The 13,064-nt window shown below is 71.8% G+C and carries 11 protein-coding genes and 1 pseudogene; 10 read left to right on the forward strand and 2 right to left on the reverse strand.

The genetic code is table 11. From position 1 onward, the window contains the following. Positions 1-351 precede the first annotated feature (351 nt). The 3 genes from JIN95_RS02245 to JIN95_RS02255 all read left to right on the forward strand — a co-directional run bounded on the left by JIN95_RS02245 (position 352) and on the right by JIN95_RS02255 (position 3,505). Positions 352-1,575: an MFS transporter gene (locus tag JIN95_RS02245; RefSeq protein ID WP_200530398.1), complete on the forward strand. Its 1,224-nt coding sequence runs from the start codon at positions 352-354 to the stop codon at positions 1,573-1,575. A gap of 74 nt (positions 1,576-1,649) precedes the next feature. Next, complete coding sequence (locus JIN95_RS02250; RefSeq protein ID WP_200530399.1) at positions 1,650-2,345, forward strand: 2,5-diamino-6-(ribosylamino)-4(3H)-pyrimidinone 5'-phosphate reductase; 696 nt, start codon at positions 1,650-1,652, stop codon at positions 2,343-2,345. Between the two features lie 236 nt (positions 2,346-2,581). Next, positions 2,582-3,505, forward strand: a complete 924-nt coding sequence (locus JIN95_RS02255; protein WP_095636322.1) for a coiled-coil protein — start codon at positions 2,582-2,584, stop codon at positions 3,503-3,505. Positions 3,506-3,686: 181 nt separating this feature from the next. On the opposite strand, the gene JIN95_RS02260 is transcribed toward JIN95_RS02255, so the two are convergent. Next, a complete protein-coding gene (locus tag JIN95_RS02260) occupies positions 3,687-5,192 on the reverse strand; it encodes a solute carrier family 23 protein (protein WP_095636323.1) in 1,506 nt (501 codons plus the stop codon). A 169-nt stretch (positions 5,193-5,361) separates the two neighbouring features. Between JIN95_RS02260 and sppA the strand changes: the two genes are divergently transcribed. From sppA to JIN95_RS02275, 3 genes and pseudogenes are all read left to right on the forward strand, one after another. Beyond that, on the forward strand, positions 5,362-6,297 hold the full coding sequence (gene sppA, locus JIN95_RS02265) for a signal peptide peptidase SppA (RefSeq protein WP_095636324.1): 936 nt from the start codon (positions 5,362-5,364) through the stop codon (positions 6,295-6,297). A 66-nt stretch (positions 6,298-6,363) separates the two neighbouring features. Then, the gene (locus JIN95_RS02270) at positions 6,364-7,491 is read left to right on the forward strand and encodes a DUF373 family protein (protein ID WP_095636325.1); all 1,128 of its coding nucleotides are present in this window, start codon (positions 6,364-6,366) and stop codon (positions 7,489-7,491) included. Between the two features lie 95 nt (positions 7,492-7,586). Further along, a pseudogene (locus JIN95_RS02275) lies at positions 7,587-8,407 on the forward strand (shikimate dehydrogenase). A 31-nt stretch (positions 8,408-8,438) separates the two neighbouring features. Here the strand turns inward: JIN95_RS02275 and JIN95_RS02280 are convergent. Then, positions 8,439-8,897: a transporter gene (locus tag JIN95_RS02280; protein WP_095636327.1), complete on the reverse strand. Its 459-nt coding sequence runs from the start codon at positions 8,895-8,897 to the stop codon at positions 8,439-8,441. Positions 8,898-9,044: 147 nt separating this feature from the next. On the opposite strand from JIN95_RS02280, the gene JIN95_RS02285 reads away from it, so the two are divergent. The 4 genes from JIN95_RS02285 (at position 9,045) to JIN95_RS02300 (ending at position 12,957) form a co-directional block, all read left to right on the forward strand. After that, on the forward strand, positions 9,045-9,581 hold the full coding sequence (locus JIN95_RS02285; protein WP_200530400.1) for a helix-hairpin-helix domain-containing protein: 537 nt from the start codon (positions 9,045-9,047) through the stop codon (positions 9,579-9,581). 82 nt (positions 9,582-9,663) lie between these two features. Further along, entirely contained in the window at positions 9,664-11,376 is a 1,713-nt protein-coding gene (locus JIN95_RS02290; RefSeq protein WP_095636329.1) for an anthranilate synthase component I family protein, read from the forward strand. Beyond that, positions 11,373-12,029 (forward strand): aminodeoxychorismate/anthranilate synthase component II, encoded by a 657-nt coding sequence (locus JIN95_RS02295; RefSeq protein ID WP_200530401.1) that lies wholly within the window; start codon positions 11,373-11,375, stop codon positions 12,027-12,029. Before JIN95_RS02290 ends, JIN95_RS02295 begins: the two co-directional genes overlap by 4 nt. Next, positions 12,022-12,957 (forward strand): aminotransferase class IV, encoded by a 936-nt coding sequence (locus JIN95_RS02300; protein WP_200530402.1) that lies wholly within the window; start codon positions 12,022-12,024, stop codon positions 12,955-12,957. Before JIN95_RS02295 ends, JIN95_RS02300 begins: the two co-directional genes overlap by 8 nt. Positions 12,958-13,064: the final 107 nt, after the last annotated feature.

A 13,064-nucleotide genomic window follows, 5' to 3' on the forward strand; every position in this document is an offset into this window, starting at 1 on the left:
TCCAAAGCCCCAGCCGCGAGGACTCGCGCGACTCGTTGCGTTCCTCGGTCGCTCGCGCTGCTCGCTCCCTGCGGTACTTACGTCGTCGTGCTTCGTCCTCGCGACTGCCCCTTTGAGTCCCACCCCGCACAGCACCGCCCCGCACCTCACACCTCCCCAGCCTCGCGGCTCCCTCCGGTCGCCGCTCCCTCGCGCGTGCTGACTCGCGGCCGCCTTCGGCGGCCACTCGCAGGCACGCGCCACCGCATCCGTTTATAAGCTGTCGTCCTCACCGGGTCCTCGCCGATCGACGACCGGCACCATTCGGGCGGTTCCGTCCGTTTATACGCGTCACCGCGGAACCCATGGTCGATGAACCTCGGCCGGGCCCGGGAGTACGACGTGCTCGTGCTAACGGCCCTGATCTGGTTCCTCGGGAAGTTCGTCCGGTACGCGTTCCCGCCGCTGTTCGAGCCCCTGCAGGCGAGCTACGGGGTGAGCAACGCCGCGGTCGGCGCGGCCTTTTCGGGCTTCATGGCCGTCTACGCCCTCCTCCAGTTCCCGAGCGGGGCGATCGCCGACCGGGTCGGCGCGGTTCGGGTGATCGCGGCGGGGGCGGCCGTGGCGGGCGTCGGCGCCCTCTCGCTGGTCGTCGACACCCCCTTCGCGGTGCTGGCGGCGGTGATGCTCGTGATCGGCGCGGGGACGGGCGCGCACAAGACGGTCGCGGTGCGGCTGCTCTCGCGGGTGTACCCGGTCCGGACCGGACGCGCGCTCGGCGCCCACGACACCCTCGGCGCGCTGGGCGGGGTGGCCGCGCCGGCGGCGGTCACCCTCTTCGTCGCCGCGCCGCCCGCCCTCGCCGCGCTCCTCGCGCGGCTCCCGGGCGCGGGGCGCGGCCTGTTCGTCGTCACGGGCGCCGCGGCGCTCGCGCTAGCGGCGGCGTTCTCGCTCCGCGTCCCGGAGCGACTCCCGGCCGACGCCGACCGCGGCCCGGAGCGCGACGGCCCGACGCCGGACGCGCGCGACTACCTCGCGCTGTTCGAGGACCGGCGGCTCGGGGCGTTCGTGTTCGCGACGGTCGCCGGCTCGTTCGCGTACAACGGGGCCGTCGCCTTCCTCCCGCTGTACCTCTCGCGGGCCGGCGGGCTGTCGAGCGCGACCGCGAACCTGCTGTACTCCGCGCTGTTCGCGGTCACCTTCGTCCAGCTCGTCTCCGGGGACCTCTCCGACCGCCTCGGCCGGTTCCCCGTGATGGTCGCCGCGCTCGCGCTGGCGGCGTCGTCGCTCGTCGGCGTCGTCGCCTTCGCGGCGGCGGGACCGGTCGCCCTCGGGGGACTCGTCGTCGCGTTCGGGCTCGGCTCGCACGGGTTCCGCCCGGTCCGGGGCGCGTACCTGATCGAGGCGCTCCCCGACCGGCTGGCCGGCGGCGGGCTCGGCGTGGTCCGCACCCTGCTGATGGCGGCCGGCGCGCTCGCCCCCGCGACCGTGGGCGCCGTCGCCGACGCGTCCGGCTTCCGGCCCGCGTTCGGCCTGCTCGCCGGAGCCCTGGCGCTTGCGGCGGGCGTGACCGCGGGGCTGTGGGTCACCGAGTAGGGCGGAGCGACCGACTCGCAGTCAGCCGAAACGCCGACCGAAACGACCATTCCCCGCCCGCGTGACCCTCGGGTATGCACGTCGTCGTCAACGCGGCCCAGAGCGTCGACGGGAAGCTCGCGACCCGACGCCGGGAGCAGCTCCGGATATCCGGCCCGGAGGACTTCGACCGGGTCGACCGCGTCAGGGCGGCCGCGGACGCGGTATTGGTCGGGGTCGGGACCGTCCTCGCGGACGACCCGCACCTCACGCTCGACGAGGAGGACCGCCGCGTCGAGCGCCTCCGGAACGGCCGCCCCGGCAACCCCGCCCGCGTCGTCGTCGACTCGACCGGGCGGACGCCGACCGACGCCCGGATCCTCGACGACGCGGCGACGACCTACCTGCTCGTCTCCGCGGCCGCCCCGGAGGAGCGACGCGAGGCGCTCGATGCCGCCGGCGCCGAGGTCGTGGTGGTCGAGGGCGGAGCCGACGAATCCGACGGTGAAGCGGACCACGTCGACCTCGCCGCGGGGATCGACGCGCTGGCGGAGCGCGGGATCGACCGGCTGATGGTCGAGGGCGGCGGCGAGGTGATCTACTCGTGTTTCGAGGCCGGCGTCGTCGACGAGCTCCACGCCTACGTGGGGTCGATGGTGATCGGCGGCCGGGACGCGCCGACCCTCGCCGACGGCGAGGGGTTCACCGAGTCGTTTCCGCGGCTCGATCTGGTCGACACCGAGCGGCTCGACGACGGGATCGTGCTCTCGTACGAGGTCGGGGACGGCTGATACGGAGCGATAGGTGTGTGATCGTTAATCACGGATCCGGGAGTAGACGGTCCGTGCTACCGTCTTACACTCGATTCACCGAAGTCTTTATATGTCGGCCCGTGGTAGGATCTGGTACCAGAACGCCTCCGGCGCTGGTGGGATCGCACGCTGAAATGAACGGGAGCTCTTGTGAACGGCTCGACGCACGACGGCGAGCGCTCGCCATCCCCGGAGCGGTGATGGAGAGATAAAAAATGGTAACGAAAGAAGAAGTCATCGAACAGTACGATATCGAGGCGATGGACGAGGCGGACAACGTGGACCTTTCTGAGGACGACCTTGAGAACGGGTCGAAGGGTCAGCTCATCAAACGCGCCGGTCAGCTGCGAGACCGACGCAACGAGCTGAACCAGATGGCCTCCGAGCGCGCCTCCAAGCGCGACGACCTCAACGCGAAGACGCGCGAGAAGGTCGACGAGGCCCAGGAACACCGCGAGAAGCGCGACGAGCTCAACGAGCAGGTCCAGGAGCACAAGGACAAGCGCAACGAGCTCAACGCCGAGGCCAACGAGCTGTTCGACGAGGTCGAGGAGCTCAAATCGGACATGGAGCTCGGCTCCGGCAAGTCCATCGAGGAGCTCAAAGAGGAGATCGAGGACCTCGAGTTCCGTCAGCAGACGGAGGTCCTCGACGCCGAGGACGAGCGCGAGCTCATCGAGAAGATCGACGAGAAGCGCGAGAAGCTCGCCGAGAAGAAGGAGAAGGTCGACGACACCAGCGAGCTCGACGAGCTCGTCGAGGAGGCCGAGGAGGTCCGCTCCGAGGCGTCCCAGCACCACCAGAAGGTGACGGAGCTCGCCGACAAGGCCCAGGAGCACCACAACCAGATGATCGAGGCCTACCGCGAGGCCGACGACATCCGGGACGAGGCCGACGAGATGCACGAGCTGTTCGTCGAGGCCCAGGAGGCCGCCGACCAGCACCACGAGGACTTCGTGCGCGTCCAGAAGCGCCTGCGCGAGCTCGACAAGGAAGAGGAGGAGGAGCGCAAGGACGAGCGCGCCGAGAAGCGCGAGGAGGAGAAGGAAGAGGCCGAGGAGATCTACCAGAAGTTCAAGGAGGGCGAGACGCTCGACACCGAGGACCTGATGAAGCTGCAGAAGACCGGCCTGCTGTAGTTCGGTCCAATCGATTTTCTGCGGTTCTTTCGAGAGGCCCCCAGCGACCGGCTCGCGGAAGAGCGGTCGGCTCAGGGCCCGCGGGTGCCCTTCGACGAACCGGACTCCGGCGAGGTCGTCGCGCTCGGTCGGGTTCGAGGAGGCCCGCTTCGAACGACCTCAGCCCGCCCGGACCGGTTTCTCACCCGAAGAAGCGCTCGTAAGCGGAGTCGAAGTCGGCGTCGGATTCGGTCGCGTCCTCCCACGCGGCGAGGCCGCGCTCCGTGGCCGTCCCGTCGATGGTGTTGTCGAGGACGAGCGCGACGAGTCCCCCGACGGCCATCCCCGTCGTTCCGATGACGTAAACGGTGTTCGCGACGACGTCGGCCCCGAGGAGGGGGCCGACGAGGAAGCTTTCGGCCAGTCCCTGTTGTAAGGCGTTCGCGCTCCCGACGCTCCGCATGTACTCCGGAACGGCCAGTCCGGAGAAGAGCGAGATGCCGATGATGAAGATGTTCCGCGACGAGTCGAGGTCGACGTATTTGAGGTTCGAGACGCCGACGCCGATGATCTGACCGAACATCGCGACGTAGAGGCCGCCGATGATCGGGCCGGGGATCGTGGCGACGAGCTGGCCGAAGTAGCCGACGAAGCCGACGAGTATCATGAGCGCGGCACCGATCTGGACGACGTAGCGCGAGGCCACGCCGGTGAGGCCGATGGCGCCGATGTTCTCCGAGTAGGAGGTCGACCCGCCGGTGCCCATCAGCCCGGAGAAGACGTTCATGAGTCCCTCCATGCCGATGCCGTGACTCATGCGCTCGCTGCTTGGCGCCCCCATCCCGGAGAGGCGGGCGACGGCGTGGTAATCGCCGATGGACTCGACGATCGAGGCGGCGACGCCGGCGAGCATCCCGATGACGAACGCCGGCGTCACGGTCGGGACGCCCCACTGGAGCGGATAGATGGGGTAGACCGGGTCGGCCGCGGCGACGCTCGCCAGGTCGATGTAGCCGGGCGCGTCGGGTGCGAAGACCCCGAGCGCCGAGAGGGCCGCGGCGATCGCCCACGCGACGACGATACCGAGCAGGACCGGGAACAGTCGGAAGATCGTGTGCGCGTCGCCGAGGTACTGCGAGAACCACACGATGGCGACCAGCGTCAGCCCGAGGAGCCACCAGTTCTGATCCGCCGTCGCGATGTCGGGGGAGTTGAACAGCGACAGTCCGATGAGCGCGATGACCGGCGCGATGACGACCGGTGAGAGGTACCTTCGCAGCCGGCCGACGAGTCCCAGATAGCCGATCGCGACCTCGGCGAGCGCGGCGACGATGATCGCGCCTTGGAGCTGGAGGAGCGCCGCCCGCCAAGCGACGATCCCCTCCGGCGGGTTCGCCGTCACGACGCCGATGACCGCCAGTGCGGGCGCGAGCATCGAGAACGGCGCCCCCTGCACGATCGGGTAGCGATTGCCGAACGTCGTCTGCGCGAGGGTCGCGATTCCCGACACGACGAAGAACGTGCCGACGAAGCGGGGAATGACCGCGTCCGGCATCCCCATCGCGCCGGCGAGGATGAGGGGGACGGCGATGTTCGCGCCCACCATCGTGAGGTAGTGCTGGGCGCCCAGGAGGAGCGACTTCCCGAGCGGGGGTTTATCGTTGATACCGTACTCGACGAACGCGTTCTCGTCCTCGCTCTCTGCCATCCTTGTGAGTCGGTCAGTACAGGGCTACAAAAACTCCGCTATGGAGCGCGGAGCGCCACCGGCCGCGTCGCGCTGGGTCGCCGCCGCGACGAGGCAGGTCTGCGACGCCGCCCGCGACGAGGCGCGCGCCGTCGACAGCTTATAAACGGCCACGCGCGTAATCGGAGGCATGGAAGGCAACCCCCGCTCGAACGGGAAGCGTCTCTTCGCGGCCGCCGTGGTGGGCGCGACCGCGACGATGGCCGGCAAGCGGCTCATCGCTCGACTCACCCGCGGTCGATTCGGCGACGCGGAGGAGTACAACGCGGCGAAGGTGAGGGTCTCGGGACCGATCACCCGCGACGCCGGCCGCCCGTCCCCCCTCTCGGGACCGGGCGGGACGACCGCGGACGACGTGGTCGAACAGATCGAGGCGGCCGACGAGGACGAGGACGTGGAGGCGCTCGTCGTCGAGCTCAACACCCCGGGCGGCGAGGTGCTCCCGAGCGACGACATCCGGCGCGCGGCGGCCGACTTCGACGGCCCCACGCTGGCGTACGCCACCGACACCTGCGCGTCCGGCGGCTACTGGATCGCGAGCGGCTGCGACGAGCTGTGGGCGCGCGACGCGAGCCTCGTCGGCTCGATCGGCGTCGTCGGCTCCCGGCCGAACGCGGCCGGGCTCGCCGACAAGCTCGGCATCTCCTACGAGCAGTTCACCGCCGGCGAGTACAAGGACGCCGGCGTTCCCCTCCGGGAGATCGAGGAGGACGAGCGCGAGTACCTCCAGGGGATCATCGACGGCTACTACGAGCAGTTCGTCGAGACGGTCAGCGAGGGTCGGGACATGGACCCGGAGGCGATCCGGGAGACGGAAGCGCGGGTCTACCTCGGCAGCGACGCGGCCGAGATCGGCCTCGTCGACGAGCTCGGCACCGAGGACGACGTGGAGGACCGGCTCGAAGCGCTGATCGGCGCGGAGCCGGAGGTCCGCGAATTCACGCCGGAGCGGGGGATCGCCGAGCGGCTCGGGATCGGCGCCGAGCGCGTCGCGTACGCGGCCGGGAGCGGCGTCGCGAGCGTGTTCGCGAGCGAGGGCGGCGACGTGGACGTCGAGCTGCGGTAACCCGAGTCGGTTCCCGCGATCCCCGCGACGGGGAGCTTTTTATCCGGGCGGATAGAGGGTCGAAACGTGACGACGCTGGTCATCTGTATCGACCGGTCCGGGGCGATCGGGCGGGCCACCAACGTCCCGATGCCGGTCGCCGGCTGGGAGGCGGTCCGCTCGCTCGTCACGGACGCCGGGCTGAGCGACCCGGAGGACGCCAGCGTCAACTGCCTGCTCGAATCGCTGCGGGTCGCCCGCGACCTCCGCGACGAGCGCGAGGAGGCGGTCGTCGCGGTCGTGTCGGCCGAGAGCGACAGCGCGGTCGGCGCTGACCGCTCGATCGCGGCCCAGCTCGACGACCTCGTGGACCGCTACGACCCCCGGGCCGCGATCGCGGTCGTCGACTCCGCCGAGGACGAGCAGGTGCTCCCGATCGTCGAGTCACGGATCCCGGTCGACTCCGTCGACCGCGTGGTGGTCCGACAGGCCCGCGACATCGAGTCGACCTACTACCTGCTCAAGCAGTTCCTCGCCGACGAGCAGCTCCGGTCGACGATCCTCGTCCCGTTCGGCGTGGCGCTGCTGCTGTTGCCGGCGCTGTTCTACCGGTTCTCCGCGGCCGAGGCGGTCGCGGGCGTCGCCGGGCTGCTCGGGGCCGCGCTCTTATACAAGGGGCTCGCGATCGACCGGTTCGTCGCGGGGATGCCGGAGCGTGTCCGCGAGGCGCTGTACGCCGGCCAGGTGTCGATCGTGACCTACGTGGTCGCCGGGGGGCTCGCGCTGGTCGGCGGCTTCTTCGGCGTGCTCTCCGCGTCGGACCTGGGCGACGCCCCGGGGCTCGTGGGGGCGGTCGAGTTCGTCTACGCGGCGGTCCCGTGGTTCGCGGTCGCGGGCGTGACCGCGGCGGTCGGGCGGCTGCTCGACGAGCTGATCCGCGACGAGGGGATCCGGACGCCGTACCTCAACCTCCCCTTCGTCATCGCCGCGGTCGCCCTCGTCGTCCGAGGGTTCGCCGGCTACTTCCTCGCGCAGGAGGCGATCCTCGACCCGTTCGAGCTGGCCGGCGTCGCCGTCACCCCGGTCCAGCAGCTCGCGGCGTTCATCGTCGGCGGTATCGTGGTCTCGCTCGCGGGCGTCAAGGTCGCGAGCGACGTGGGCACGGAGACGCTGGAGGACGTGATCGACGCGGACCGCGAGACGGACGGGGAGTGAGGCGCACGGCGTGGATGAGCCGACCGTGCCCCAGTTTCTCGGGGTCGCTCTGGGCGACCGCGCCTCTTTAGTCGGTCGCGGCCGCGTGGGCGGGCATGGACGTGTACGGACTGATCGGGAACCCGGTCGGTCACTCGCTGTCGCCGCCGATGCACGAGGCCGGCTACGGGGCGCTCGGAATCGACGCGCGCTACGTGACGTTCGAACCGGATCCCGACGACGCCGCCGCGGCGATCGAGGGCGCCGGCGCGCTCGGGGTCGCCGGGCTCAACGTCACGGTCCCGTTCAAGGAGGACGCGCTGGAGGCGGTCGATCCCGCGCCGCTCGCCGAACGGATCGGGGCGGTCAACACGGTCGACTTCGCGCCGGTCCGCGACGGCGACGCCGACCGCCCGCGCGGCCACAACACGGACGCCGCGGGCGTGAAACGCGCGTTCTCTCATCACGGCGTCGAGCTGGACGGGCGCGACGCGGTCGTCGTCGGGGCGGGCGGCGCCGGGCGGGCGCGTTCGCGCTGGCCGACGCGGGCGCGACGGTCCACGTCGCGAACCGCACCGCGGAGCGCGCGGTCGAGCTGGCCGAGGCGGTCCCCGGCGCGACCGGCGGCGGGCTCGACGACCTGGGCGACCGCGTCGCCGGCGCCGACGTGCTGGTCAACGCGACCAGCGTCGGGATGGACGAGCCCGAGGCGACGCCGGTGCCCGCAGACCACCTCCACGGCGACCTCGCCGTGCTCGACGCGGTGTACGCGCCGATCGAGACCCGGCTCCTGCGGGAGGCGGCGGACGCGGGCGCGACGGCGATCGACGGGGCGTGGATGCTGCTGTTCCAGGGCGTCGAGGCGTTCGAGATCTGGACCGGCGCCGACGCGCCGGTCGAGACGATGAACGCGGCGCTGCGGGCGGAGTTGGAGTAATCGATCGGAAAACGAGCGGTCCGCGACCGCCTCAGAACAGCGTCGGGCTCGCGAGCAGGCCGGCCGCGACGATGAGCGCCACCGAGAGTCCGGCGGCGCCGTAGAGGAACGGTTTCGCGTCGCGGGCGGGCTCGCGGAGCTTCCCGGCGTCGATCCCGTCGAGGAGCTTCCCGCTGCCGACCTCGACGAGGCCGGTGATCAGGAACCACAGGACGATCATCGTCACCACGAGGTAGCCGCGGGCGCTCCCGGTGAGCGACTCGAAGGTGTACAGCGTGCCCGCCATGTGGCCGCCGGTGGCGATGAAGGCGAGCGCGGCGATCCGGCTGATCCACCGGAGCCGGCCGACGATCGATCCGAGGGCGCCGCCGTCGATCTCGCCGCGGAGCGCGGGCGGAAGCACCGCCAGCGCCACGAACAACACGCCGCCGGTCCACAGCACCGCGAAGGCGACGTGGACCGACCACATGACCGGGTTGAGAGCGTTCATACCACCCGTACGCGCCGGTGATCCTTATAAACCGGCGGGACGCGGTCGGCAGAGGGGCGGCGATAGGTGGGACCGTCGCGCTGACGGGAGCGACGAGCGCTCCGGCGGCGACGGCTTTTAAATATCCGACGTTCGTACCTGCCGACGATGGCCCTACTGCAGAAGATCAAAGAGAAGCTCGGGTTCGGGAGCGGTCGCGCCGAACGCGAGGAGACGGACCCGGAAGTGACCGTCGAGCACGAACCGGAGTCGGAGGCGGAATCGGACGATGAGCCGGAGCCGGAGGCGGAACCGGAACCGACGGACGGCGCCGACGACGCGGCGGACGAGGAGTCGGACGACGAACCGAGCGTCGACGAACCGGTCGCAACCGAGACGGAGGCGGCCGCCTCGACCGAGTCGATGGTCGACGAGGAGGCCGCCGCCGAGGACCCGGACGAGGCGGCCGAGCCGGCGGAGGCCGCGGAGACCGGCGAGGAGGAGGTCGCGGTCGACGGCGACGACGCGGGCGCCGACGTCGAGGAGCTGAAGGGGATCGGGCCGGCCTACGCGGAGCGGCTCGCCGAGATCGGGATCGAGACCGTCGCGGAGCTGGCGGCAGCCGACGCCGAGGCGGTCGCCGAGGGAGCGAGCGTCGGCGAGAAGCGGGCCGCGACGTGGATCGACCGCGCCAAGGAGTTCTGACGCCGCGACCGCGACCGGTTCCGCGGTCGCCGCCGACACCGCCGACCGCAACTGTTTCGTCGGCGCCGCCGAACCGGAAGGCATGCAGCGATCGGTACACACCGACCGGGACCGGTTCCGCGAGGTCGCCGCCGCGGCGCCCGCGGGCGCCCGCGTCCCAGTCGAGCGCCGGGTCGCCGTCGACGACCCCTTCGCGGCTTACCGACGCGCCCGCGACGGGCCGGGCGGGGTCTTCTACGAGACCACCGGCGGCCAGTCCGGCTGGGGGTACTTCGGCGTCGACCCGGTGGAGCGGCTCACCGTCTCCGCGGACGCGGCGGTCGCGGCGGGCGGGGCGGACGGGGAGGGCTCCGCCGGCGACTACCGGCGTCCGAGTCCCACCCTCGCGGCGCTGGAGGGCCTGATCGACGGCGAGACTCTGGCGCGCGGCGACTGCGACGTTCCCTATCCGTGCGGCGCGTTCGGGTGGCTCTCGTACGACGCCGCCCGCGAGCTGGAGTCGTTCCCGGAGCCGGCGCCGGCGGGTCCCGGCGCGGTCGACGACCGGGGGCTCCCGCGGCTCCAAGTCGCCCTCTTCGACCGGGTGGCGGCGTGGGAGTGTCCGGTATCCGCGGACGGCGACGACTCGGCCGACGCCGTCACCCTCCGCGTGACCGCCTGCCCGCGGGTCCCCGAGGGGCTCGACGACCCCGATGCGGACCGCGACGCGCTCGACGGCGTTTTCGACGAGGGGGCGTCCCGCGCGGCCGACCTGATCGACCGGATCGAGTCGGGCGACCCCGCGGTCGGTCCGGCTCCCGACCCGGACGCGTCGACGGCGACCTTCGAGAGCGACGCGGGACGGGAGGGGTACGCCGAGGCGGTCCGGCGGGTGAAGGCGTACGTCCGCGACGGCGACACCTTTCAGGCGAACGTCTCCCAGCGGCTGCGCGCCCCGGCCGCGGTCCACCCGGTCGAGGCGTACGACGCGCTCCGGCGGGTGAACCCGGCGCCGTACTCCGGACTGATCGAGTTCTCGCGGGAGGGAGAGGCGGGCGAGGACGGCGAAGACAACGACAACGAGGACGGCGAGGGCGACGGCAACGACGCCGCCGACGGCGACGATCCCCCGTCCGGCGTCGACCTCGTGAGCGCGAGTCCGGAGCTGCTCTTGGAGCGCGAGCCGAGCCCGGACCCCGACTCGGGCGCCCGCCTCGTCACGGAGCCCATCGCGGGCACCCGAGCGCGGGGCGACACGCCGGCGGCAGACGCCGACCTGGAGGCGGAGCTGACCGGCGACGCGAAGGAGCGCGCGGAACACGCCATGCTCGTGGACTTGGAGCGCAACGACCTCGGGAAGGTCTCGCGGTTCGGCACCGTCGACGTGGCGGAGTACCGCCGCGTGGACCGGTACAGCGAGGTGATGCACCTCGTGAGTCTGGTCGAGGGGGAGGCGCGGCCGGACGTGGGCCTCGCCGACGCGATCGCGGCGTGTTTCCCCGGCGGGACGATCACGGGCGCGCCCAAGCCGCGGACGATGGAGATCATCGACGAGCTGGAGGCGACGCGGCGCGGTCCCTACACCGGCTCGATGCTCGCGGCCGGCTTCGACGGGCGGGCGACGCTCAACATTGTCATCCGCACGCTGGTGCGGCGGGCGGCCGAGTACCACCTCCGCGTCGGCGCGGGGATCGTCCACGACTCCGAGCCCGACGCGGAGTACGAGGAGACGCTCGCGAAGGCCCGGGCGCTCGTGACCGCGGTCGACGAGGCGCTCGCCGCGGGCGGGATGGCGGTCGAGGAGGGCAAGCGATGACGGGCGGCGAGGCGGCGCGCGAGGTCGGCGAGGACCGCGCCGGCGACGGCTGGCGCTCCGGCGCGGGCGACGCCGAGGCCCGGATCCTCGTCGTCGACAACTACGACTCGTTCGCGTACAACCTCGTCCAGTACGTCGGCGAGGTCGCCGGCGCGGTCGCGGTGCGGCGCAACGACGCGGTCGACCTGGCCGGGATCCGGGCGCTCGATCCGGACGGCGTCGTCGTCTCTCCGGGTCCGGGCACCCCCGCGGAGGCCGGCGTCTCGATCGACGCCTTCGCGCTCGACCGCCCCGTGTTCGGGGTCTGTCTCGGCCACCAGGCGCTGTGCGCCAGCCGCGGGAGTCGGGTGGGTCACGCGCCCGAAGTCGTCCACGGGAAGCCGTCGACGATCGCCCACGACGGCGAGGGCGTGTTCGCCGGGCTCCCGGACCGGCTCCGAGTGGGGCGGTACCACTCGCTTTGCGTCGAGCGCGAGGACCTCCCCGACGAGCTGGTGGAGACCGCGCGCACGGAGGACGAACGCGAGGTCGTGATGGGCGTGCGCCACCGCGAGAAGCCCCACGTCGGCGTCCAGTTCCACCCCGAGAGCATCCTGACGCCGCGCGGGAAGGCGATGGTGGAGAACTTCGTGGAGGCGTGCGGGAATGAGTGAGGAACGAGGCGGTGCGGGGAGCGAGGGCGAGGAGCTTCGATACCACGTCGACGGAGAGATCGTGCCCGCCTCGGAGGCGACCGTCTCCGTCGAGGACCGCGGGTTCGCCTACGGCGACGCCGCCTTCGAGACCCTGCGCGCGTACGGTGGGGAGGTCTTCCGGTGGGACGACCACGCCGCGCGGCTCGCGGACACCTGCGAGACGCTCGGGCTCGACCACGGCCTCTCGGACTCGGAGTTGAAGGCCCGGATCGACGAGACGCTCGCGGCCAACGACCTCGCCGACGCGTACGTGAAGCTCTCCGTCACCCGCGGGGTCCAGCCCGGCACCCTCGACCCGCGGCCCGAGGTCGACCCCACCGTCGTCGTGATCGCGAAGCCGCTCCCCCGCGGCGGCGTCGACTCGGAGCCGGTCCACGACGGCCCCGCCGCGCTCCAGATGACGAAGACCCGCAAACCCGACTCGCGGGCGCTCCCGGCCGACGCGAAGACGCACAACTACCTCAACGGAATCCTCGCGCGGCTGGAGCTGCGCGTGACCGGGGCCGACGAGGCGCTGATGCTCGACCCGGCGGGCAACGTCGCCGAGGGGGCGACCTCGAACCTCTTTTTCGTCGACGGCACCGCGCTCAAGACCCCCTCGCTGGACGGGCCGATCCTCCCGGGCGTGACGCGGCGCACCGTGATCGAGATCGCCGAGGAAGAGGAGATCCCGGTCGAGGAGGGCACGTACGCCCCGGACGCGGTGCGCGAGGCCGACGAGGTCTTTCTCACCAACTCGACGTGGGAGATCCGGCCCGTCGAGACGGTCGACGGCATCGCGGTCGGCGGCGACGGCGAGGGCGTCGAGGGCCCTCTCACCGCGCTGTTCTCGCGGCTGTTCGACCGCCGCGTGGAAGCGCGACACTACGACGGCGAACGGTTGTGAGGGGGCTCCGCGGCTCCGGTGGCGGGCTCGACGACGGTGTCGGTGTCGTTCCTCCGGTCGGCGCCCCCCGACACCGCCCCCGCGACACCCCCGCGCCTGCGTTCCGA

The sequence above is a fragment of the Halorubrum sp. LN27 genome (assembly GCF_016635065.1).
Classification (GTDB): domain Archaea; phylum Halobacteriota; class Halobacteria; order Halobacteriales; family Haloferacaceae; genus Halorubrum; species Halorubrum salipaludis.